The sequence below is a fragment of the Corynebacterium incognita genome, from assembly GCF_014217255.1.
GTDB classification, from domain to species: domain Bacteria; phylum Actinomycetota; class Actinomycetes; order Mycobacteriales; family Mycobacteriaceae; genus Corynebacterium; species Corynebacterium incognitum.
The window spans coordinates 1,311,230-1,332,107 of record NZ_CP059404.1 but is presented as its reverse complement, the minus strand read 5'-3'; the positions used below and the strand labels follow the sequence as shown (position 1 = coordinate 1,332,107).

The window sequence follows — 20,878 nt, the reverse complement described above, 5'->3', positions numbered from 1 at the left end:
CCTAGAGGTTCAGCAGGTCGTCGGACTCGCGCGGCTCTTCCTCCGGGGCGTCCTCGACCTCGCATACCGTCACGGTCGCGCCCGTGGAGTCGGCCAGGATGCACATGCGGCCGAACGGCGAATCCCACGGCTCGCGGATGACCTCGCCGCCGAGTTCCTGCGCGGTCTTCGCGGCCTGCGCCACGTCGCGTACGCCCAGATAGGTCTGCCAAAAACTCGGCACCTGCGGCGGGAAGTTGCCCTTCGCGTTCCACATGCCCGCGAATGCCGCGCCCTCGGCCATGGCGGTGGCGTACTCGAAATCCTCGTCGGCAGCGCTGTCCATGGTGGCGATCTCCCAGTCAAAGAGCTCGCCGTAGAAGTCCACGGCCGCCTTGTGGTTCGTCGTCGCGGTCAGCTCATGCCATACCGGGCAGCCGGGCTCGCCGGCGGCTACGAACTTCTCATCAACCGTGGGCTGAATGAGCCCAAACATCGCGCCCGCCGGGTCCGCGAGCAGCGCCATCATGCCCATCTCCACCTGGCGCGGCTCGGAGAGCACGCGGCCGCCCAGGTTCACCGCGCGCTCGCAGTCGCCCGCAACGTCCGCGGCGAGGAAGTAGGTGATCCAGGTGTCAGGGAACGGGGCGTCGGCAGGCTGCGGGATGAAACCGGCCAGGGGCAGGCCCTGGATACGCGCCATGCGGTAGCCGTTGCCGCCCTCGACGTCTGAGACCTCCCAGCCCATCACCTTGGAGTAGAAGTACGCCGACTTACGTGTGTCGGAGGTGGTCAGGTCAATCCAGTAGGGCATTCCTACCTCGGCCATGAAAGCGGGCATGGTGTTAGAGGTTCCTCCATTGTTCGGGATCAAAATCGTCGTCGGCGGTGGCTTCGTCGAAGAAGTCATCGTCCGCATCATCGTCAGCAACGCCGCCGACGATGGCGGTCATTCCCCCGAGGCTCACCGCATCCCCTACCACCAGGGTGCGGCCGCGGCGGGTGTCCACCTCACCGTTGACGGTGACCAGGCCTTCGGCGATCGCCTCTTTGGCTTCCCCGCCGGTGGCGGTGAGGCTCGCAAGCTTGATGAACTGCCCGAGCTTGATGGACTCGCCCGAGATGGGCACGGTGAATTCACTCATGGTGGCCAGTCTAGGCCACGGCCCGAGCGCCTAGTTCGCGGGAGCCAGCTTCACGGCGGTGCCGGTGACCGACACCATGAGCAGTGCGCCCTGCGCGCCCACGGTGGAATAGTCCACGGCGACGCCCACGACGGCGTCGGCGCCCAGCTCGGAGGCGCGCTGCCACATCTCGTTGAGCGCCTGCTCGCGGGCCTTCACGGTCTCCTGCTCGTAGGACTCGGAGCGCCCGCCCACGAGGTTACGGAAGCCCGCGCCCAGGTCCTTGAAGGCGTTGATGCCGGTGATGGTCTCGCCGGCGACGATGCGCATGTACTCGGTAATGCGGTGGCCGTCGACGGTGTTGGTGGTAGTGAAAATCATAAGCTCAGCATAAGAGAGGCTAGGTAGCCCGCGCTAGGGCTTTGATGCCTTCGCCCAGAATCACGCCGCCGAGTGCAGCCAGGATGGCGCCCGCCACGGCGTCGACAGCCAGGTGGTAGCGCATAAGCCAGCGCGAGACCGCGCGTACCATGATGGCGAAGAACATCACCCACGCGATGGTTTCCACCAGCAGCACTGCGATGACGGCCAGGGTCCACTCGGCGGTCATGTCGGGGGTGAAGAACTGTGCGAACACGGCGCCGAAGAAGACCACGGTCTTCGGGTTCGCCAGGTCAGACAGCAGGCCCATGCGGAAGGCCTTGAACTTGCCCAGCTCCCCGGCCTCGGCGTCGGCGCTCTGTTCGCGGTCGTCCTCGGCCTCGTCGCTAAAGCCCGGATCCACCACGCCGCCGCCGGCGCGAGTGGCGTCCGTGGTCGCGATGCCTTTGACCTCGCCGCCGCGGGACCGCGTGCGCCACACTCCCCAGAGGGCGGACAGTCCCATGTAGACGAGGTAGCAGCCGCCCACGATCTGCAGGCCGACGAGGATGGAGGGGTTCGCCGCGATGACGGCGGACATGCCCGCGATAGACAGCAGCAGCCAGATGGTGATGCCCGTGGTCACGCCCAGGGCGCAGTAGACGCCCGCGGTCGTCGAGCGCATGCCTGCCCGCAGAATCTGTACCAAGTCCGGTCCCGGAACCACGATGGTCACCAGCCACACGCCGGCTAGTGCGGCGAGTGCACCCACAGTCATTGCTGCCCCTCCTTTTTTATTTTTCACTCGTGCTCAACAAGGGGACATCCTATCCTGTGAGACAGATTTACTCGACCGCAGGTGCCCGGCCCTTTTTTGCGCCCCTATTTCTGGGTGCGCGGCGTGCAGGTCATGGTGTCAATGTTGACGTGCGGCGGCAGCGACGCCACCCAGCGGATGGCCTCCGCGATATCCCCGGCCACCAGGTTGACCTCGCCGTCGTAGACCGCGGCGGCGCGTTCGGCATCGCCGCCGAAACGCACGAGCGAGAATTCCTCGGTGGCCACGCGCCCCGGATCGATCTCGGTGACGCGGATGTTCTGCGTCTCCAGGCGCAGCACGCGGGTCAGCGCGCGCACGCCGAACTTCGCGGCGTTGTATCCGGACCCGCCCTCGTACGGCCTCCAGCCCGCGATGGAGCCCAGGTTGACCACCAGCCCGGAATTATCCGGCGCGGCTTCCAGCTTGCCCAGCAGCGCCTGAATCATGCGCACCGTGCCCAGCACGTTCGTGTCATACATCCACTGCCAGTCCTCGATCTTGGTCTCGACCAGCGGTTCCAGGCCCTTGGCGCCGCCGGCGTTGTTGACCAGCAGGTCCACGCGATCCAGCTGCGCGGCCAGTGCGTCCACGCTGCCTTGGTCGGTGACGTCCACGACCACGGCCGCGCCGCCGATCTCGCCCGCGAGCTCCGTGATGGGCTCCTCGCGTCGCGCGACCGCCACCACGAACCAGCCGTCACCTGCCAGCGCCCGGGCCGTCGCGGCGCCAATGCCTGACGACGCCCCCGTGACCACCGCTACCTTCTTACCTTCCGGAATCTGGATGCTCATGGCGCCCATCTTAAGCCCGCGCTTAGTCCGCCACCTGCCGAATCGTGATATTTATCCGCCCTTCTTCCAGACCGCAGCCCGCCGGGGTGGTGTCCGGGATGAGCTTGGGCACCCCGTGGTAAGCGAACCGCGACGGCCCGCCGAAGACCACCAAGTCCCCGGACGCGAGCAGCACGTCCGTCCACGGCTTGGCGCGGGTTTCGGTATTGCCCATGCGAAACACCGCCTCCTGCCCGATGGACAGCGACACCACGGGCGCGCTCGCGGTCTCGTTGGCGTCGACGTGCATGCCCATCTTCGCCTCCGGCGGGTAGAAGTTCACCAGCGCGGTCTCCGCCCGGAACCCGCCCGCCCAGGGTTGTAGTTCTTCGGCCACCTCCGCCGCGGCCCGCACCGCCTCGTTGGCCAGCTCCTGGAGGTTCCCCGGCACCGGCGGCACGCGCACCCCGGCCACCTGGTCCACGTACGCGTACGGCCGGGTCTGCCAGTACTTGCCCAGCTGCAGCATCCACACGCTCATCTGCCCTGATGCCAGCTGAGGGCGCCGCATGGCCACCGGGGTTCCCGCCAGCCCCCGCGCCACCTCACGCATCTGCTCCACGAGGCCTCTTTGCTTCTCGACGTCCAGCCACCCCGGCAGGTGCGCCACCCCCGGCGCGACCTTAACTGCGGGGCGGGGCAAAGGGGCGTCGAAAAGCATGGCTTACAGGATAGTCTGACAACGCCAAACCTCTAAGGACAAACCTCTGCATGGCCCGTCACGGGGCCCATTTTTGGGCGTGCGGTTGTTTTTTGAGACCTTACGCAGCGGGGTGGATGGGGTTTGCTGCGGCGGTGCCACCCGCACGTACACTCGGTGACCATGACAACGAGGGACGAACTTAACCAGTACGGCACGTGGGGCAAGCAGGTCTCCGGAGAGTGGCACCTACCCGGGCTGCCGGGCACGGCCGAGGAACACCGGCGGACGTTTGCGCTCGTAAAAAAGCTCAATGACCTCGGCAATACGGATCCGGACGCCGCCCACGCCATCTGGCGCGAGCTGCTTCCGCAAGACTCCCACGTCCCCGGCTCCAACGCGCCGATGAACCTGGAGTACGCCACCAACATTCACTTCGGCGAGCGCTGCTTCGTGAACTTCAACGCGGTTATCCTCGCGCAGGCAGCGGTGCGCTTCGGGGACCGCTGCATGATTGGCCCCAACTGCTCGTTCATCACCATCACGCACCCGGTCAATGACCACGAGATGCGCAAGGGCGGCTGGGAGCAGGCCAAGCCGATCACGGTGGGTGGGAACACCTGGTTCGGTTCGAATTGCACGGTGCTACCCGGGGTGACCATTGGCAAGCACTGCGTCATCGGCGCGGGCGCCCTGATGACCAAGGACGTGCCGGACTATTCGCTGGTGCTGGGCAGCCCGGGCCGCGTCGTGCGCACCCTTTCCCCGGACAACGCAGAGACCTTCGAGCGCAAGGACCTTGACGGCCCGGTCGAGGGATTCGGCACCCTAGATTCCGAATAGAGAAAGGCCCACGAACAGCAGCAACGGCCACGCTACGGCGGTCAGCAACGCTGCTGCCACCAGCCACCACCGCCGCGTGCGCAGCGCCACGAACAGCGCCCACAACACCGCCACCGCCGTGTAGGTCCAGAACACCGGCTCCGCCCACACGGGCCGGTCACTGACAAACGGCGCTGCCACCCACACCAGCACTAACGCCAGCGCCGCGATGGGAACCAGCGGTGCCCCTGTCTGCTTCATCTCAGCGGTCTTGTTCATTACTCCTCCTCGCAACTTCATCCCGCCTGTGGCCTCGCCATTCAAGCTTAACCACCCATGCCTAACAGAGCCGCGTAGTGAACACACCGGGTACCTAAGTACCCGCAGTACCCGCGCGCGGTGTGGCCCCTGCATAGTATTGAAAGGGCAAACAAGACAGAGTGGTACATTTAGTCACCATTGAACTAGAGGGACTAGTTGAAGAAAGGACTCCATGGCTTCCGCGCTGCTGCTCCAGGCCCAGGCCCAACTCGATACGATCCTGGCCAACATCATGGAGCTCGTGCGCGTGGAGACCGTCAGCTATGACAAGCCCGCCCTCGATCGCGGCGCGGACGTCGTCATTGGGCTCGTGGAGGGCCACCTCGGCCACCCGGACTTCTTCCACCGCTTCGACGGCGGCGAGCAGGGCGACTGCCTGCACTTTGTCTACGAAGGCAACACCGACAAGGCCGTGATGTTCCTCGGCCACTACGACACCGTGTGGCCCCTCGGCACCCTCGCCGACTGGGATACCGAATCCGGACAGGACGAGGACGGCAACACGTTCATCTCCGCGCCGGGCATCCACGACATGAAGGGCGGGCTCGTCCAAGCCATCTGGGCCGCGAAGCTCGCCCGCGAATACGGCACTGATGTGCCCACCATCCACCTGCTCATCAACGGCGACGAGGAGATCGGGTCCTTGTCCTCGCGGGGTCATATCGAGGACGTTGCCAGGCTTGCCGACGCCGCGTTCTGCTTCGAGGCCACCCACCACGGCAAGGTGAAGATTGGGCGCAAGGGCGTGGGCGTCATCAAGGTGGAGGCCACGGGCGTCGAGTCGCACGCAGGCGTGAACCCGGAGGACGGCGCCAGCGCGATCACCGCCGTCATCGACTACTGCACCGCCGTGGCCGCCCAGGCGCGCCCGGAGGCGGGCACCACGGTCAACATCGGGCTCATCAACGGCGGCTCCAGCTCCAACGTCATCCCCGGTCACGCCACCGCGCAGCTGGATATCCGCATCACCAGCGCCGCGGAGATGCAGCGCATGGACCAGGTCTTGGACACCACCGAGTGGTCCGACCCGCGCGTACAAGTGGCTGTGCACAAGGACTGGAACCGCCCGCCACTGGAGTTCACCCCGGCGAACCAGTGGCTGTACTCAGTGATGGAGGAACGCTCCCGCGAGCTGGGCTGGGACTTGGAGGCCACCGCCGTGGGCGGGGCCAGCGACGCGAACTTCGTCTCCGCGCTGGGCACTCCCGTGATGTGCGGCGTGGGCACGGTGGGCACCGGCGCGCACGCGCGCCACGAGGCCATCTACCCCACCGCCATCCCGCACTACATCGCGCTCGTCGCCGAAACCGTGCTGGCCATCCCCCACTCCCCGCGGGCTTAAGCGCCCTGCTTAAATGGCCGGTATGGACTTCAACCTTTCGGCCATTGGCGCCGGCCTGCCGGTGGCAGAGCGCATCGGCGCGCTGCCGGGATTGTTGGAGGACGCCAACACCCTGGTGGTCCAGGCCCCGCCCGGCACCGGTAAAACCACGCTGGTGCCGCCCGCTTTGGCCAATGCGTTGGGTAGCGGTGGCAAGGTGATCGTCACCGCGCCACGGCGCGTGGCGGTGCGGGCCGCGGCGCGTCGTCTAGCGCAGCTGGACGGCACGCGTGTGGGCGAGCGCGTGGGGTATTCCATCCGCGGCGAGCACAAGCCCGGCCAGCTCGTGGAGTTTGTCACCCCGGGCGTGCTGCTGCGGCGCTTGTTGTCCGATCCCGCTCTTGACGGCGTGGCCGCCGTGGCCATCGACGAGGTGCACGAGCGGCAGCTGGATTCCGATCTGGTACTCGCCATGGCATTGGAGGTGGCGCAGCTGCGCGAGGACTTCGCGCTGGTGGCGATGTCCGCCACGCTCAACGCCGCGGCGTTTGCCGAGCACCTCGGCGCGCAGGTCCTCTCCACCCCGGCGGTCACGCACCCGCTCGACGTCCGCTACTCCCCGCACCCGGAGCGCGGTACGCGTGGCCGCGCCTACTACGAGCACCTGGCCGCGCTCGCCGCCGCCGAGGTGCGCGCGCAGGGCCACTCGGCGCTCGTGTTCGTGCCCGGTGTGCGCGAAGTCGAGGACACTCTGGCCGCCGTCCCCGCGGACATCCCGGCGCTGCCGCTGCACGGCCGCCTGGACAGCGAGGCACAAGACGCGGCGCTTAACGACGACGGCACCCCGCGCATCGTGGTGGCCACGTCCATCGCGGAGTCCTCGCTCACCGTGCCCGACGTGCGCATCGTCGTGGATTCGGGTCTCTCGCGCGTGCCGCGCCGCGACGCCGCCCGCGGCATGACCGGCCTGGTCACCATCACCGGCGCGAAGTCCACCATGGATCAGCGCGCCGGCCGCGCCGGCCGTGAGGGCCCCGGTACCGTCGTGCGCGCCTTCGCCGCCGCTGACTACGCCAACGCCGCCCCGGACATCACCCCGGACATCGCCACGTCGGATCTCACGCAGGCCTGCCTGCAGCTCGCGTGCTGGGGCACCCCACGCGGCGAGGGCCTCCCGCTGGTCACTCCCCCACCGCCACCCGCGCTTGCCGACGCCCAGTCCACCTTGCGCACCCTAGGCGCCGTGGCGGAGGACGGGACGGTGACGGAGATGGGGCGTCGCCTAGCAACCCTGCCCGCCGACCCCCGCCTGGGCCGCGCGCTGCTGGAGTGCGGGCCCGCCGCGGCGGAGGTGGTAGCGGTGCTCGCGGACTCGCCGTCCGGAGACATCGCCCGGGCGCAGGCGCCGAAGCGCGAGGTAGAGCGCCTGCGCTCACTGGTGAGCGGCGGTACCGGCTGCGCCGAGGCGGGCGTGGTGACGGGCCTGGCGTTCCCGCAGCGCATCGCAAGAAGACAGGGCGACAACGACTGTTTGTTAGTCTCCGGAACACGCGCGTACCTGCCGCCGGACTCGGCGCTGCGGGGCCGAGAGTGGTTGGCGATCGCGGAGGTCACTCGGGCGTCGGCACGCGAAGGCCGGGCGGGCGCGACGATCCGGGCCGCGGCAGCCATTGACGAAGCCGCGGCGCTGGAGATTATCGGCGTCACCGAGGAGTTGCGTGCACACCTTGTCGACGGCGCGGTGCGCGGCAAGAAGGTGCGCCGCGCGGGTGCCATCGAGCTGTCCGCAACCCCGGTGGCGGTGCCCCCGGAACACGCCGCGCAGGCGCTGGCGGCCGGGATCCGCGAGGAGGGACTGGGGCTATTTACCTGGTCAGATAAGGCGACGGCGCTGCGCGAGCGGCTCGATTTCCTGCACGCGCAGCTCGGCGAGCCGTGGCCGGATGTGGCCGCCGCGGACCCGGCGCTGTGGCTGGGGCCGGAGCTGGACGCCATGGCGCACGGCACCCCGGCGAAGAAGGTGGACCTGTACCCCGCGTTGCAGCGCCTGTTGCCGTGGCCGGAGGCGTCGCGCCTGGACGAGCTCGCGCCCGAGCGGCTGGAGGTGCCATCCGGCTCGCGCCCGCGGATCTCCTACGGCGAGGGCCGCCCGGTGGTGCGGGTCAAGCTGCAGGAGTGCTTCGGGCTGGAGGAATCGCCGCGCTGTGCGGGAATCGCTGTCCAGTTTCACCTGCTCTCGCCCGCGGGAAGGCCGCTGGCGGTGACCGATGACCTGCGCAGCTTCTGGTCCGGGCCGTATGCCGGGGTACGCGCGGAGATGCGCGGGCGCTACCCCAAGCACCCGTGGCCGGAGGACCCGTGGACCGCGCCGGCGACGGCACGGACAAAGAACCGGATGTGAGTGCTCATGTCGGGCCAAGCTTAAGGCTCGAGGCAACCCAGCGGAAGCACCCACACGCCGGAATCCAGCTGGAAGGCCCGGCCCGACGGAATGATGATGGCAAGGAAACGTGGCGGCTGGGCAATCTTGCCTGCTACTCGCAAAAGGTTGCTCTCAGCTGCCGCTACCTGAGTGTGCGAGAGCTTAACCTCCATCCCCGCCCACTGTCCGGAGCGGTCCTCAACAACGACGTCGATCTCGTCGCGTCCTTTGGCGTCCCGGTAATGGAAGACGCCACGAGCGCGCATCGCCTGCGCCGCCACGGTGAGGTCATGGACGACCAATGATTCAAAGAAGAACCCCAAGGTCTCCATATCCGCCAGCAGCTGCCCCGGCCGCGCACCTAGCAAGGATGCGGCAAGGCTGACGTCGGCGAGGTGCCGCTTTGGTGCCTGCAGCAAGGCGGTTTTGGAACGCAGCTTCGGTGACCAGGCAGGTTGGTCCTCCACCATGAACAGCCGGGCGGCAAAGTCATGGAGCTGCGCAACGGAATCCGGCGCGGGCATCCGATCCAGAAACTCCGCCATGCGTTTGCGGATCGTCACCATTTGCGTGGGTTGGGCGACAACGTGGGAGTAGGCGGTGAGGAAAGCGCGGAACAGGCGCGGATCGCGGCGGCGGCCGCCTATCTCCGGGAAGTCATGCTCAACCATTTCCGTGAGGTAGGAATCGATGGCTTCCTGCGCGTCCAACGGATCGAGATCTTGCAAACCGGGCCACCCGCCCTGCACCATAAGATCGACGTAGTCGGCGACGCTCAACTCCCAACTCACGTCGCGGGGCGCGGCGGCCGGATCCTCAAAGAGTTGGCTCAGCGATACCCCGCCGGTGTCCACGTGGGGGCGCTCCCACAACGCCATCGTGCGCATGTCCAGACTCATAATGCGCCCGGCGCCCGGGTGTCGCTGGGCGTCATCATCTGGGTTGGACGAACCGGTGAGAATAAACTGGCCTTTGGCTTGCCGATCGTCGACTTCGTGGCGGATGACGTTCCACAAGGAAGGAACGACCTGCCATTCGTCAATCAATCTCGGGGTATCGCCCATCATCACCTGACTCGGCGACAGCTGCGCAAGTGCGAGCAGTTCTCGGTCACGGTCGAGGCGAACTTCGGATGCGGCCTGCTGACGGGCAGTCGACGTCTTGCCGCACGCACGAGGACCACGGACATGGACGGCCCCGTTGATGCGGAGGTACCTCTCGAGCTGCTGATCCACAGTGCGGGCAACATAATTACTCATATCCCAAGGATAGCGCTAGGTGGAGTAATCCACTAGCCAGAAGTGGAGTACTCCACTGCTGGCTAGTGGATTACTCCAGTCCTGTCTAGAGCAGGTGCGCTACTGCCTCGCGCTCAGCCTGGAGTTCAGCGACGTTGGCGGCGATGCGCTCGCGCTGAAAATCGCTAAGCTCCAACCCCTCCACCGGGCGCCACTGTCCGCCCTCCGCGGTCACGGGCACACCGAAGATCAGGCCCTCCGGGACGTCGTAAGCGCCGGTCGACGGCACGGCCGCGGTCACCCAGCCGTCGGTGCCGTGGATCCAGTCGTGCATGTGATCCACCGCCGCGGATGCCGCGGACGCCGCCGAGGAATGCCCGCGCACCTCGATGATCTCCGCGCCGCGCTTGGCCACGCGCGGGATGAGCTCGTCGGTGTACCAGTCCTTATCCACCTGCTCGAGCACAGACGTGCCCCGCAGCGTCGCAAAGCTCAGATCAGGGAACTGGGTGGCCGAGTGGTTGCCCCACACCGCTACCTTCTCAAACTCGGTGGAGTCCGCGCCGAGCTTGTCCGCCAGCTGCGACAGGGTGCGGTTATGATCCAGGCGCATGAGCGCGTTGAAGCGCTCCGCCGGGACGTCCGGTGCCGCGTTCGCCGCGATGAGCGCGTTGGTGTTCGCCGGGTTGCCGACCACCACGACGCGGACGTCGTCAGCCGCGTGATCGTTGATGGCCTTGCCCTGCGGGCCGAAGATCTTGCCGTTCTCGGTGAGCAGATCCGCGCGTTCCATGCCCTTGCCGCGCGGCTTAGCGCCCACCAGGAAGGCGGCGGAGGCGCCGTCGAAGGCCTGCGCCGGGTCCGCGGTGATGGTGATGTTTTTGACCAGCGGGAACGCGGAGTCGAACAGCTCCATGGCCACGCCCTCGGTGGCGTGTAGTGCCGGTTCGATCTCCAGCAGGTTGAGGTTCACGGGCACGTCCTTGCCGTAGACGTCGCCGTTGGCGATGCGCCACAGCAACGAATACGCGATATTCCCGGCGGCTCCCGTGACGGTGATGGTTGTGGCTGAAGCGGACATGGTGCTCACCTTTCCCTAGCGAAGACGTGAATTTAAACGCTCTCATCTCCACCTTAGCGCTGTTAACACTTTTATAATTTTTATTCGTTGCCCTGCGGCGACACCGCCCCTCGTTCCTTACCCCTTGTGGAGGTTCCCATGTCTCGTTCCCGTTTCCTCGGCCGCCTAGCCCGAACTGTTACCGCCGCCGCACTGCTTGTTGCTGTCCCGGGTCTTGCGCCCGCCGCCGGTGCCCACGATGTCTTTGATGGCGGTCGCCTCGCAGGTGGCTCCAGCCAATTCGCGCAGCAGGCTATCGATCTCCCCGGCGCTCCACTGCCGGAAACGTCCCGAACAGTCGAGCTGAATAAGTACGCGGGTACCTGGTACCAGGTAGCGTCGGTGCCGCAGCCTTACACTCTGCAGTGTGTGCGTGACGTTACGGCCCGCTACGCCGTGAAAGACGCCAACACTATTTCGGTGCGCAATTCCTGCGGCACCCTCACCGGTAGCCCCTCCACCATCAAGGGAACGGCGACCGTCAAGTCCCCCGCGTCCCTGCGGGTGAACTTCCCGGGCGTGCCCTTCCAGGACCCCAATGGCCCGACTAACTACCGCATCACCTACCTGGCCAAGGACTACTCGCTGGCCATCGTCGGCGATCCGGACCGCAAGTCCGGCTTTGTTCTGTCGCGTTCTCCACGCTTGTCCGCAAGCGAGTGGGACCAGGTTCGCAACATCGTGACCTGGCGCGGCTGGAACCCCTGCACCTTCCTGACGGTGCCCATGAGCCAGGGGCGCCAGGATATTACGCCGGTCTGCGCGCTCTAGCTGATAACTCCCATTTGTTGGAGGGTGAGGTACACGCTCATCACCACCACGAGCGCGAGCAGGGCGTATCGGATGAGCTTCGCGCCGCCGCCGAGGACGGTGCGCGCGCCCAGCTGGGCGCCGATAATATTCGCCACCGCCAACACTAGGCCGAGGGTCCACCACATGTGCCCACCCGCGATGAACACGGCAAGGGCGCCGAGGTTCGTCGCGGTGTTGACCACCTTGGCCATGGCCGCGGACTGCAGGAAGGTCTGCGAGAAAATCGCGGTGAGCGCCATGATGAGGAACATGCCGGTGCCGGGGCCGAACACGCCGTCGTAGAACGCGATGAGCGCCACCGCGCCGAGCGACGCCCACGTGCGCCAGCCGTCGCGCGACGGTGCGGCGGTATCGGCGGAGGCGCTGCCAAACGACGGCTTGAACACCACGAACAGCCCCACCGCCAGCATGAGCACGATGATGACCGGCCGCATCACGTCCTTATCCAGCAGCGAGACGCACAGCGCGCCCACGCCGGAGCACACCGCCGCCACGAGGCCGAAGCGGACGAGCTCGCCTGTCGGTGGGCGTACCTTGCGCACCAGTGTTACTGCCGCCGACGCGGTGCCGGACACCGCCGCCAGCTTATTGGAGGCCAGCGCGGTGGCCGGCGCGAGTTGCGGGAACACCGCCAGAATCACCGGGATGAGCACGAGCCCGCCGCCGCCAATGACGGCGTCAACCCAGCCCGCCACACCCGCGGCGGCCACCAAAAGCGCCCACGTGGACAACCCAATCGTCATAACAACAGGTTAAGCTATGGGGTCTAGTGACACGAACGAGGCGGAACCGAGGGTGAACGCGGCCATGGGCACACGGAGTTGGGACAAGAAGCTCGCACTGCGCTGGCTGATTGTCGCCCCGGCCTCCGTGGCGCTGGGCTGGCTTTTGAACCACTGGCACGTCCCGGCCGCCTGGATCGTGGCCGCGATTATCGTCTCCGCGGCTATGGCGCTGACCACCGGCGAGGAACTGCCGATCAACCGGGAGTTTTACGCCTGCGCCCGCGGGTTCATCGGCATTCTGGCTGCGCTGCCTATTACGGGCATCGCGCTGGGGACGCTCGCGGGTTTTGTGGTCCCCGGCCTGGTGGTGGCGTTGGTGACCATCATGGTGGGCGTCGTCGGTGGCGTTTTGTTGCACCGCGCGCAGCCGGCGGCGGTGTCGCAGGAGACCGGCATCTTGTCCATGCTGCCCGGCGGGGCGTCGATGATGCCTATGCTCGCCGACGAGCTCGGCGCCGACTACCGCTACGTCGCGCTCACCCAGTACCTGCGTCTGCTCGCGGTGTCCATCACGCTGCCGGTGGTGGCGGGACTGCTCACCTCCCCGCACCACGCCAGCGCCCAGGACGCCACCCATTCCACGTGGTGGCTAGTCCTCGTGGGGGTTCTCGTCGCCGCGTTCGGCGAAAAGCTCGGCAAGCTCATCCACCTGCCCGTGGCCACGGTGCTGGGGCCGATGCTGCTGACGGTGGGCATCTCGCTGTTGCTTCCCGACGATCTCACCATGCAGCCACCCGAAATCTTCCGGGTGATGGCGTTCTTGTCCATCGGCTGGGTGTGCGGCGGCGGCCTGTCCGTCCCGGCGCTCAAGAGCTTTAGCAAGCAGCTACCGGCGACGATTCTGTTCATCGTGGCGGTCATCGGCATCTGCGCGGCCACGGCCTGGCCGCTCACCCTGTGGCTGGACATCACCTACTTTGAGGCCTACTTGGCCACCAGCCCCGGCGCGCTGGAGACGGTGCTCGCGCTGTCCTCGGAGGGCGGCGCGGGGCCGGCGGTCGTCGCGCTGCAAATTATCCGCCTCGTGCTCGTGCTCGCGGTGGCCGGCTACCTGCCGCAGCTCATCCGGCTGTTCCAGCGCCGCCGGTAGGGAGCCACAACGCCAAAAGTCGGGATCAAAAGGTCGGATTTACTGCCTCGGAACGCCAAATCCGACTTTTGGATCCCGACCTTAAGGAGATTCGATCCCGCGCAGTTAGTTCAGCACGCGCTCGCGCAAGATAGACAGCGGGATGGAGCCCAGCGAGAGCGCCTGCGCGTGGAAGTCGCGCTCGCTCATGCCCTGGGACACCGCGTCGTCGCGGGTCTGCTTCCAGAGGCGCTCGCCCAGCGCGTAGGACGGCGCCTGGCCAGCCCAGCCGAGGTAGCGGTTGACCTCGAACTCCAGGTTCGCGTCGTCCATCGCGGAATTCTCGCGCATAAAGGACTTCACGTGAGCCGCGTCCCAGGTGCCGCTCCCCTCCGGCAGCTTCTTCTTCAAGTGCAGGCCGATGTCCGCGACTACGCGGGCGGCGCGTAGGCGCTGGGCGTCGAGAAGCCCCATGCGGAAGCCCTCGTCGTCCATGTAGCCCAGGTCCGCCATGAGCTGCTCCGCGTACAGCGCCCAGCCCTCGCCGTGACCAGAGTTCCAGCAGGCCACACGACGCCACAGGTTGAGATCGCTTTCGGTGAGCGTCTGGCCGATCTGCAGGTGGTGGCCCGGCGCGCCCTCGTGGTGGACGGTGGTGAGCTCCTGCCAGGTGTGGAACGTGGTCTGGCCCGCGGGCACGGACCACCACATGCGGCCTGGGCGGGAGAAGTCCTCGGACGGGGCGGTGTAGAAGATGCCGCCGGTGCCGGCCGGGTCGATGCAGCACTCGATGGTGCGTACGTCGTCGGGGATGTCGAAGGCGGTGCCGTCGAGATCGGAGATGACTCGGTCGGCGATGGACTGCATCCACTCGCGCAGCGCGTCGGTGCCCTCGAGGGTGTAGCGCTCCTCGTGGTTGAGCTTGCGGAAGGCCTCGCGGATGGTGCAGTCGGAGCCGTAGAGCGAGGTGGCGATCTTCTTCTGTTCCGCGGTGATGTCGCGCAGGCGCTCGATGCCCCACTCGTAGGCCTCGTCTAGGTCCACGGAATCGCCGACGAACAGCTTGGAGAAGCGCTGGTAGCGCTCGCGGCCGAACGCGTCCTCCGCGGGGGCCTGGGGTTGCAATTCGGCGGACAGCCAGGCGCCGAACTCGTCAAAGGCGCGCTTGGCGTCCTCCACTTCTGCGGACTCGGGGTCCACGCCGAGGCTCTCGAGCAGCGAGCCGTTGTCGGCCAGGTCGGAGCACTGGGAGACGACCTCACTGATCTGGCGGGTGGCTGCCACGTGGCCGTGGGCGGCCGCATCAGACAGGGACTCGCGGTAGCCGCCGAGCGCCTTGTCCACCTGGGACAGACGGGAGCGGATGGCGTCTACCTGGTCCGGGGTGTCGCTGGGCATGAGCACGAGCGTGTCGCGGATTTCCTGCACGGGCGAGGCAATGTTGTTGAGCGAACGCAGGTCTTCGCCGTGGTGGTGCAGGTCCAACTGCAGGCACAGGCGGTCGCGGAGGACGGCGGCGGTGACAAAGTCCACCTCGTCGAAGTCGTCTTCGTCGTCGGATTCGTCGGTGCAGTCATCGAGCGCGTCGAGGTCCGCGATCATCTCGCGGGTGCGGTCGGCGACGGCGGCGAAGTAGTCCGGGGAGAAGTCTTGGAGTTCACCGTCGTGGCCCTCGATGCCCCAAGCGGTCGCTTCCGTCGGGGATAGGGCTGCAAGGTCGTGGACAAAGTTGTCACAGGAGGCGTCGAGCAGCGAGGGCTCGCGCACGTCCGAATGGTCAGAACTCATGATCTGGCAGTCTAGCCCCTCCCCCGGGCCAATATCCACTGCAACGATGCCGGTTTCACTACAGCTTGATAACGTCGTCATAACCCACGACACAGACCGCATAGTCTAAAAAATTTCGGAGACTACTAGACAATGCAGTCTGCTAAATGTAGGATGACTGTCATGTTAACGCACGGCACCGCATTCTCCAGGCCGCAGACCCCCGCGGCAAAAACCATCCACTTACTGCGCCTTCACGAGACGATGACGCGTGCCGAACTCATGGAATACACCGGCCTTTCCCAGCCCACCATCACCCGCGCCGTCATGGCGCTTCTCGACGCCGGCTTCATCACCGAGCGCCCCGACCTCACCCGCATCCAGGGTCGCGGCCGCCCGACCGTCCCCTTCGAGCTAGCGGAGACCGGGTGGGCGCACGCCGGTATCGTCATCGGCTCGTCTGAATCCTTCGTGGGCTTGTTCACCACCGCCGGCCGCCTTCTTCGCAAGCAGCACCTCGCGCTGTCCGCCGCGGACTTCAGCGAGGCCGACCTCGGCGAGCACCTCGCCGCTGCGCTCCACCGCCTCCTCACCGGGCTACCCTGCCCCCTGGTCAGCATCGGCCTCACTACCTCCGAACTTGTAGAACGCAGCTGGGACACCAACGGCACCGCCACCCGCCTGCGCCACCACTTCGGCGTGCCCACTGCCACCTCATCCGTGGCCACGGCCGTGTTGGGTTCCGAACTGCACTCACTCAAGACCCTCAACAACCCCGCCGCCAAGTCCGTCATGGCATTGCTCGCCGACGAATTCGTCGGCATCGCACTGTCTGATGCCCAGGGCACCCGACAGCTCAGCCCCCTTCCGGCCACTCACTCCGAACTGAGCGAAACCGCCCTGAGCACCGAGCACACGCTGGGCGCACTGCAGCGCCGCGGCATCGACGCCACCCGCATCAGCGACGTCGCCGCCGATCCCGCGGCGCGCGGGATCCTCGATTCCCGCATCCAGCAGCTCGGCGCCATGAGCGCAGAGCTCATCACTCAGTTCCAGCCGAACACCTTCGTCATCGCAGGCACTGCGTTCACCGAGGACCCCGCGGCTCCGAAGCTGTTTGCCGACGCCGTGCGCCAGCACGCGGGCGTCGCCAAGCGCCCGCAGCTGCGCATGATTCCCGGCAGTGCCGATGCCGTGGTGGCCATCGGCCGCGCCGCCGCCCTGGACCCGGTGCTGCGCGAGCCCATCGAGGTATCTAAAAGTTCCAGAAGTAAGGTACTGACCTGCGCCTAGCGGAACGGGACCTCGCCGATCGCGCGGCGTAGCTTGCGGGTGCGCAGGCGCTGCGGGTTCTCCGCCAGCTGCTCCACCGCGCGCACAGCGCACATGACGTGGGCTTCCTTGGAGTTGGAATAGAAGGCCTGCGCCTGGGCCGGCAGCTTGGGCACTGCGTGCAACGGCAGATCGGACACGGACAACAACGTGCCGTATGGGATGCGATAGCGGTAGCCGTTGGCCGCGAGGGCACAGGACTCCATGTCCACCGCCACGGCGGTGGAGCCGCGCAGCCACTCCCACAGCTCGCGCTGCGAGTGCCACTCCCAGTTGCGGTTGTCCGTGGATAAAACGGTGCCGGTGCGCATGAGCGAGTTGTCCTCGCCGTAGACCTCGTTGACGGAGGCCTCCAGCATGCGCTGGACCTCCGGGATGGCCGGGATGGGGATGTCACCGGCGATGTCGTGATCCAGGATGTGGTCTTTACGCTGGTAGGCGTTGCCCAGGATGAGGTCGCCGATGCGCATGCGCCCGTCCAGGCCGGCGCAGTGGCCGATCATGATCCACGCCTCCGGGCGCAGCACCGCCAGGCAGTCGGTGATGGTTTTGGCGTTGGACGGGCCGACGCCGATGTTGATCATCGTGATGCCGTCGCCGTCGGGGGTCACCAGGTCAAAGCGCGGCATCTGGAAGCGGGAGGTGAGCGTGAGCTCTTCGATATCCACGTCCGGGGCCTCGTGCGCGCCGATGTGGTCGCCGTTGGGGAGGATCATGGCCACATAGCGGGAGTCGTCGTCTGCCAGCTGGCGCACGCCGAACTTCACGAACTCGCTGGTGTGCATCGCGTAGTTGGTGAGCAGGATGTATTTTTGCACCGTGTCCACCTCGATGCCGGTGTAGTGCTGGATGCGTGCGCACGCGATGTCGAAGCGCTGCGGGCCGAAGTGGTTTAGCGGCTTTTCTGTGCCGTGAAAGGCTTCCCAAGTGCCGTCGATGGTCTCATCGTCCACGTAGTCCAGTGTGGGGCGCGGGATCATCTCGGCGTCCTTGCCGGCCCGGCGCGCCTCGGAGATTTTGCCGGTGCCCGCGATGTACTCCGGCGGGATGCGCTGCTCCGACGGCCCCACCCACAGCTCGCACGGGTAATTGCTGGTGAGCCGGTTGAGCTGCTCGGCGAGGTAGTCGCGCATGAGGCCGGGCTTGGACATCGTGGCGCTGTAGCGGCCAGACTCGTCCACGTAGCCGAAAGGCTCCTGGCGGTCAATCGGCTTCCACTCGCGGACCTGCACCACGAGCTTGGGGTAGACCACGCCCGCGTAGTCGGCGTAGTTACCAGACTCGAGGACGTCGCGGGCCAGGGCGCAGGACTGCTCGTATAGGCGCACGAGCTCGCTTAAGGCCTCCGCCACCGTGGCCATCTGCCGGAGGTCTGCGTTACCTCCTGCGTTCTTGCTCTCCTCGCCCATTACTGTCCTCATTTCTTCCTCGTCCCGCGACATGTGTGCCGCATCTGGTGTGCTCACCTGCTCATTAGCACCACAGTAGCGCCGAAACTCTCGCCTCGCAGATTTCTATTAGGGTAGGGCTCATGGCTCTCGATCCCTTCGCTGAACTGCGCCAGGTTGTGGCAGATCAGCTGGCCCGGTTCTGGCCCGCCGCCTTGCACGATGACGAGCACGCGCAGCTGCGCGACGAGGTGGCCACCGAGATGGCCATGATGCTGGGGCGCAACCCCGCACGCGAGGTCGCCTTCGAGGACTTCGAGGCGCTCGACGACGACCCCGAGGTACAGGTGGACGCAGCGCGGGCGAACTCCGAGGACACCGAAGATCCCGATCCGCTGGCCAACGAGTCCCTCCCCCTGGGCGCGCGGCTGAAACCCCGCGGCATCTTTGAAGACGACTGGACGGCGCGGCCCACGGCGCAGCGCCCCTGGCCGGTGATTTTGCTGCACGGTACGTGCGATACCAAGGGCATCTGGCAGGAAATGGGCGCCGACCTGCGCGCGGACGGCTGGGCGGTGTTCGCCCCGGATTACGGCACGCGCGCCACCGGCCTCATCCCCACCTCGGCGCGGCAGGTGGGCGCGTACATCGACACGGTGCTCGCGGCCACCGGTTCCTCGCAGGCGATCATCATCGGCCACTCGCAGGGCGGGCTGCTGGCGCGCTACTGGATGCGGGTCTACGGCAACGCGGACAAGGTGCGGCACCTGGTGTGCTTGGCCTCGCCGAACCACGGCACCACCGCCGGCGGCATCATCTCTCCGCTCGTGGCCACCAAGCGCGCGGAGAACGTCATGAATTCCGTCATCAGCTCCTGGTTCGGCTCCGCGGGTTCCCAGCAGATCACGGGCCACCCGCTGTTTCACGAGGTCAACGGCGATGGCGACGTGGAAGAGGGGGTGACCTACACGTGCATCGCCACCCGCTCGGACAGCGTGATCAAGCCGCCGTCGTCCTGCTTCCTCGACGCCGAGGACGCCCCCTCGGGCACCGTGCGCAACATCTACGTCCAAGACTTCGACCGCCTCGCGGTGGTTATGCACGAGGACATGCCTCTGGACCGGCGCGTGCGCGCCATCGTCCGGGCGGTGCTCAAGAACCTGGAGCTGCCCGGGAATTAACTCCAGCCGGGCTGGGCCGACAGGTACTCCAGGATGGCCTTGACCCTGCGGTTTTCCTCGGCGGGATCGAGGCGGAGTTTGGCGAAGATGTTGGAAACATGCTTGGCGACGGCCGCGTTGGACAGCACCAGCTCGCCCGCGATGTCCCGGTTGGACTTGCCGCGGCTCATGAGTTCCAGGACCTCCCGCTCGCGCGGGGTGAGTTCCGCCAGGCCGCTGCGCCCGGCGGACATAAGCGCGCTGGCCACGGTCGGGTCAATGACGGTGCCGCCACCGGCCACCACATCCAGGGACGTGAGGAAGTCCGCGACCTCGGACACGCGGTCCTTGAGGAGGTAGCCGGTGCCGCCGGTCGCGCCGTCGAAAAGCTCCACCGCGTACGCCGGAGCCACGTATTGACTCAAGACCATGACGTGGAGCGTGGGGAACTCGCGACGCAACGACACCGCGGCCTCCAGGCCGTCGGTGCTCATGCCGGGTGGCATGCGCACGTCAGTGATGAGGACGTCCGGCAGCGCACCGGCGCGACCCTGCTCCTGAACCAGTTCCACGAGCGCGGGCGCGTCCTCGGCAACGCCTGTGATCTCGTGCCCGCGGCGCTCCAGCAGCCCGGCCACGCCCTCGCGCAACAGCGCGGAATCATCGGCTATGACGATTTTCATTGTGCTCCTCCCCCACCGTGTGCTTCGTGTGGATACTGCCCCGGCACGCCGGGCTGGCCGCGGTCCAACAGTAGCGGAATGGTGCACCGCACCCGGGTGGGGCCGCCGTCCGGGGAGTGCAGTTCCATGGTGCCGCCGAACGCGGCGAGGCGCTCGCGCATGCCGGCCAGCCCACCGCCGTCAACGATGCGCGCCCCGCCGGGGCCCTCGTCCATGACGGTGATCCGCAGGGATTCGTCCGCGGTGAGCAGCACGGAAACCTTCGCACCCGGCGCGTACTTCGCGGCGTTGGTGAGCATCTCCGCCACGTAGAAATACCCCGCGGCCAGCACGCTGGGGCTCAACGTAGGCAGCGGGTGCGGGGCGTGGACGCTGACGTGCGGCCCGTAAGACGCCGCGGTGTCGTAGACGGCGGCCACCAGGCCACGGTCGTGGAGCACCTGCGGGGAGATCCCGCGCACGGTGGCGCGCAGCGCCTCCAGCCCGGCGTCCACGTCCTTCTTCGCCGCGGCGAGCAGGTCTGCAAGCTGACCTTCGGCGTCGAGCTGCGCCTCGCCCAGCTTGATGGCGGCGGCCACCAGGTACTGCTGCGCGCCATCGTGGAGGTCCCGCTCGATGCGCTGGCGCTCAATCTCGTAAGCGTCCGCCACCGCCCGGCGCGACGCCGTGAGTTCCGCGATGCGCCGGGCCTGTTCCTCCTCGTGGCTGGGTGGGGACTGCGCCCCGCGCTGACTGCGCCCGCGCCGCTGCGCGCTCCAACCTTTAAACCCGCCCCACGCCATCGTCTCTCCTCACTACGCTCACGTCCCGTCAGTCTATCGCGCGGGCTCCCCGCCGCCCGCGGATCCAAAAAGGTAGCCTAGGAATGGTCAAAAGGGTAGCGT

Annotated in this window: 21 protein-coding genes; 7 read left to right on the top strand and 14 right to left on the bottom strand. The window is 67.0% G+C overall.

From position 1 onward, the window contains the following. Nucleotide 1: 1 nt before the first annotated feature. From H0194_RS06170 to H0194_RS06145, 6 genes are all read right to left on the bottom strand, one after another. Nucleotides 2-820 carry a VOC family protein gene (locus H0194_RS06170; RefSeq protein ID WP_185175087.1) on the bottom strand — a complete coding sequence of 273 codons (819 nt, stop codon included), beginning with the start codon at nucleotides 818-820 and terminating at the stop codon, nucleotides 2-4. A gap of 4 nt (nucleotides 821-824) precedes the next feature. Beyond that, on the bottom strand, nucleotides 825-1,124 hold the full coding sequence (locus H0194_RS06165; protein WP_185175086.1) for an RNA-binding S4 domain-containing protein: 300 nt from the start codon (nucleotides 1,122-1,124) through the stop codon (nucleotides 825-827). Nucleotides 1,125-1,154: 30 nt separating this feature from the next. Next, nucleotides 1,155-1,484: a YbjQ family protein gene (locus H0194_RS06160; protein ID WP_185175085.1), complete on the bottom strand. Its 330-nt coding sequence runs from the start codon at nucleotides 1,482-1,484 to the stop codon at nucleotides 1,155-1,157. A 19-nt stretch (nucleotides 1,485-1,503) separates the two neighbouring features. Continuing rightward, nucleotides 1,504-2,241: a LysE family translocator gene (locus H0194_RS06155; protein WP_185175084.1), complete on the bottom strand. Its 738-nt coding sequence runs from the start codon at nucleotides 2,239-2,241 to the stop codon at nucleotides 1,504-1,506. Nucleotides 2,242-2,345: 104 nt separating this feature from the next. After that, nucleotides 2,346-3,083, bottom strand: coding sequence for an SDR family oxidoreductase (locus H0194_RS06150; RefSeq protein ID WP_185175083.1), 738 nt, complete (start codon nucleotides 3,081-3,083; stop codon nucleotides 2,346-2,348). A 13-nt stretch (nucleotides 3,084-3,096) separates the two neighbouring features. Continuing rightward, nucleotides 3,097-3,774 carry an alpha-ketoglutarate-dependent dioxygenase AlkB family protein gene (locus H0194_RS06145; RefSeq protein ID WP_185175082.1) on the bottom strand — a complete coding sequence of 226 codons (678 nt, stop codon included), beginning with the start codon at nucleotides 3,772-3,774 and terminating at the stop codon, nucleotides 3,097-3,099. A 162-nt stretch (nucleotides 3,775-3,936) separates the two neighbouring features. Between H0194_RS06145 and H0194_RS06140 the strand changes: the two genes are divergently transcribed. Beyond that, on the top strand, nucleotides 3,937-4,596 hold the full coding sequence (locus tag H0194_RS06140; RefSeq protein ID WP_185175081.1) for a sugar O-acetyltransferase: 660 nt from the start codon (nucleotides 3,937-3,939) through the stop codon (nucleotides 4,594-4,596). Here H0194_RS06140 and H0194_RS06135 read toward each other — a convergent pair. Then, the gene (locus H0194_RS06135; RefSeq protein WP_185175080.1) at nucleotides 4,582-4,854 is read right to left on the bottom strand and encodes a hypothetical protein; all 273 of its coding nucleotides are present in this window, start codon (nucleotides 4,852-4,854) and stop codon (nucleotides 4,582-4,584) included. The genes H0194_RS06140 and H0194_RS06135 overlap by 15 nt on opposite strands. A gap of 214 nt (nucleotides 4,855-5,068) precedes the next feature. Here H0194_RS06135 and H0194_RS06130 point away from each other — a divergent pair, with 214 nt between their 5' ends. After that, a complete protein-coding gene (locus H0194_RS06130) occupies nucleotides 5,069-6,238 on the top strand; it encodes a M20/M25/M40 family metallo-hydrolase (protein WP_185175079.1) in 1,170 nt (389 codons plus the stop codon). 22 nt (nucleotides 6,239-6,260) lie between these two features. Beyond that, nucleotides 6,261-8,618: an ATP-dependent RNA helicase gene (locus tag H0194_RS06125; RefSeq protein WP_185175078.1), complete on the top strand. Its 2,358-nt coding sequence runs from the start codon at nucleotides 6,261-6,263 to the stop codon at nucleotides 8,616-8,618. A 20-nt stretch (nucleotides 8,619-8,638) separates the two neighbouring features. On the opposite strand, the gene H0194_RS06120 is transcribed toward H0194_RS06125, so the two are convergent. Next, nucleotides 8,639-9,898: an ATP-binding protein gene (locus tag H0194_RS06120; protein ID WP_185175077.1), complete on the bottom strand. Its 1,260-nt coding sequence runs from the start codon at nucleotides 9,896-9,898 to the stop codon at nucleotides 8,639-8,641. 85 nt (nucleotides 9,899-9,983) lie between these two features. After that, entirely contained in the window at nucleotides 9,984-10,958 is a 975-nt protein-coding gene (locus H0194_RS06115) for a malate dehydrogenase (RefSeq protein ID WP_185175076.1), read from the bottom strand. A gap of 138 nt (nucleotides 10,959-11,096) precedes the next feature. Here H0194_RS06115 and H0194_RS06110 point away from each other — a divergent pair, with 138 nt between their 5' ends. Further along, the gene (locus H0194_RS06110) at nucleotides 11,097-11,768 is read left to right on the top strand and encodes a lipocalin family protein (protein ID WP_185175075.1); all 672 of its coding nucleotides are present in this window, start codon (nucleotides 11,097-11,099) and stop codon (nucleotides 11,766-11,768) included. Here H0194_RS06110 and H0194_RS06105 read toward each other — a convergent pair. Next, nucleotides 11,765-12,553, bottom strand: a complete 789-nt coding sequence (locus H0194_RS06105) for a TSUP family transporter (protein WP_185175074.1) — start codon at nucleotides 12,551-12,553, stop codon at nucleotides 11,765-11,767. The genes H0194_RS06110 and H0194_RS06105 overlap by 4 nt on opposite strands. Nucleotides 12,554-12,617: 64 nt before the next feature. On the opposite strand from H0194_RS06105, the gene H0194_RS06100 reads away from it, so the two are divergent. After that, the gene (locus H0194_RS06100) at nucleotides 12,618-13,685 is read left to right on the top strand and encodes an AbrB family transcriptional regulator (RefSeq protein ID WP_185175073.1); all 1,068 of its coding nucleotides are present in this window, start codon (nucleotides 12,618-12,620) and stop codon (nucleotides 13,683-13,685) included. 105 nt (nucleotides 13,686-13,790) lie between these two features. On the opposite strand, the gene H0194_RS06095 is transcribed toward H0194_RS06100, so the two are convergent. Continuing rightward, complete coding sequence (locus H0194_RS06095) at nucleotides 13,791-15,452, bottom strand: DUF885 domain-containing protein (RefSeq protein WP_185175072.1); 1,662 nt, start codon at nucleotides 15,450-15,452, stop codon at nucleotides 13,791-13,793. Nucleotides 15,453-15,614: 162 nt separating this feature from the next. On the opposite strand from H0194_RS06095, the gene H0194_RS06090 reads away from it, so the two are divergent. Further along, entirely contained in the window at nucleotides 15,615-16,724 is a 1,110-nt protein-coding gene (locus H0194_RS06090) for a winged helix-turn-helix domain-containing protein (protein ID WP_185175071.1), read from the top strand. On the opposite strand, the gene amn is transcribed toward H0194_RS06090, so the two are convergent. Then, the gene (amn, locus tag H0194_RS06085; RefSeq protein ID WP_185176918.1) at nucleotides 16,721-18,124 is read right to left on the bottom strand and encodes an AMP nucleosidase; all 1,404 of its coding nucleotides are present in this window, start codon (nucleotides 18,122-18,124) and stop codon (nucleotides 16,721-16,723) included. The two genes, H0194_RS06090 and amn, sit on opposite strands and share 4 nt — an antisense overlap. Nucleotides 18,125-18,294: 170 nt before the next feature. On the opposite strand from amn, the gene H0194_RS06080 reads away from it, so the two are divergent. Continuing rightward, nucleotides 18,295-19,332 carry a lipase family alpha/beta hydrolase gene (locus H0194_RS06080; RefSeq protein ID WP_185175070.1) on the top strand — a complete coding sequence of 346 codons (1,038 nt, stop codon included), beginning with the start codon at nucleotides 18,295-18,297 and terminating at the stop codon, nucleotides 19,330-19,332. Here the strand turns inward: H0194_RS06080 and H0194_RS06075 are convergent. Together H0194_RS06075 and H0194_RS06070 are read right to left on the bottom strand one after the other, a co-directional pair. Beyond that, on the bottom strand, nucleotides 19,329-19,994 hold the full coding sequence (locus tag H0194_RS06075; protein ID WP_185175069.1) for a response regulator: 666 nt from the start codon (nucleotides 19,992-19,994) through the stop codon (nucleotides 19,329-19,331). The genes H0194_RS06080 and H0194_RS06075 overlap by 4 nt on opposite strands. After that, nucleotides 19,991-20,776: a sensor histidine kinase gene (locus H0194_RS06070; protein WP_185175068.1), complete on the bottom strand. Its 786-nt coding sequence runs from the start codon at nucleotides 20,774-20,776 to the stop codon at nucleotides 19,991-19,993. Before H0194_RS06070 ends, H0194_RS06075 begins: the two co-directional genes overlap by 4 nt. Nucleotides 20,777-20,878 lie beyond the last annotated feature (102 nt).

What these genes read in the sequence shown, in the direction of transcription:
- H0194_RS06170 (WP_185175087.1), bottom strand. Translation starts at nt 820, where the DNA reads ATGCCCGCTTTCATGGCCGAGGTAGGAATGCCCTACTGGATTGACCTG.
- H0194_RS06165 (WP_185175086.1), bottom strand. Translation starts at nt 1,124, where the DNA reads ATGAGTGAATTCACCGTGCCCATCTCGGGCGAGTCCATCAAGCTCGGG.
- H0194_RS06160 (WP_185175085.1), bottom strand. Translation starts at nt 1,484, where the DNA reads ATGATTTTCACTACCACCAACACCGTCGACGGCCACCGCATTACCGAG.
- H0194_RS06155 (WP_185175084.1), bottom strand. Translation starts at nt 2,241, where the DNA reads ATGACTGTGGGTGCACTCGCCGCACTAGCCGGCGTGTGGCTGGTGACC.
- H0194_RS06150 (WP_185175083.1), bottom strand. Translation starts at nt 3,083, where the DNA reads ATGGGCGCCATGAGCATCCAGATTCCGGAAGGTAAGAAGGTAGCGGTG.
- H0194_RS06145 (WP_185175082.1), bottom strand. Translation starts at nt 3,774, where the DNA reads ATGCTTTTCGACGCCCCTTTGCCCCGCCCCGCAGTTAAGGTCGCGCCG.
- H0194_RS06140 (WP_185175081.1), top strand. Translation starts at nt 3,937, where the DNA reads ATGACAACGAGGGACGAACTTAACCAGTACGGCACGTGGGGCAAGCAG.
- H0194_RS06135 (WP_185175080.1), bottom strand. Translation starts at nt 4,854, where the DNA reads ATGAACAAGACCGCTGAGATGAAGCAGACAGGGGCACCGCTGGTTCCC.
- H0194_RS06130 (WP_185175079.1), top strand. Translation starts at nt 5,069, where the DNA reads ATGGCTTCCGCGCTGCTGCTCCAGGCCCAGGCCCAACTCGATACGATC.
- H0194_RS06125 (WP_185175078.1), top strand. Translation starts at nt 6,261, where the DNA reads ATGGACTTCAACCTTTCGGCCATTGGCGCCGGCCTGCCGGTGGCAGAG.
- H0194_RS06120 (WP_185175077.1), bottom strand. Translation starts at nt 9,898, where the DNA reads ATGAGTAATTATGTTGCCCGCACTGTGGATCAGCAGCTCGAGAGGTAC.
- H0194_RS06115 (WP_185175076.1), bottom strand. Translation starts at nt 10,958, where the DNA reads ATGTCCGCTTCAGCCACAACCATCACCGTCACGGGAGCCGCCGGGAAT.
- H0194_RS06110 (WP_185175075.1), top strand. Translation starts at nt 11,097, where the DNA reads ATGTCTCGTTCCCGTTTCCTCGGCCGCCTAGCCCGAACTGTTACCGCC.
- H0194_RS06105 (WP_185175074.1), bottom strand. Translation starts at nt 12,553, where the DNA reads ATGACGATTGGGTTGTCCACGTGGGCGCTTTTGGTGGCCGCCGCGGGT.
- H0194_RS06100 (WP_185175073.1), top strand. Translation starts at nt 12,618, where the DNA reads ATGGGCACACGGAGTTGGGACAAGAAGCTCGCACTGCGCTGGCTGATT.
- H0194_RS06095 (WP_185175072.1), bottom strand. Translation starts at nt 15,452, where the DNA reads ATGAGTTCTGACCATTCGGACGTGCGCGAGCCCTCGCTGCTCGACGCC.
- H0194_RS06090 (WP_185175071.1), top strand. Translation starts at nt 15,615, where the DNA reads ATGTTAACGCACGGCACCGCATTCTCCAGGCCGCAGACCCCCGCGGCA.
- amn (WP_185176918.1), bottom strand. Translation starts at nt 18,124, where the DNA reads ATGGCCACGGTGGCGGAGGCCTTAAGCGAGCTCGTGCGCCTATACGAG.
- H0194_RS06080 (WP_185175070.1), top strand. Translation starts at nt 18,295, where the DNA reads ATGGCTCTCGATCCCTTCGCTGAACTGCGCCAGGTTGTGGCAGATCAG.
- H0194_RS06075 (WP_185175069.1), bottom strand. Translation starts at nt 19,994, where the DNA reads ATGAAAATCGTCATAGCCGATGATTCCGCGCTGTTGCGCGAGGGCGTG.
- H0194_RS06070 (WP_185175068.1), bottom strand. Translation starts at nt 20,776, where the DNA reads ATGGCGTGGGGCGGGTTTAAAGGTTGGAGCGCGCAGCGGCGCGGGCGC.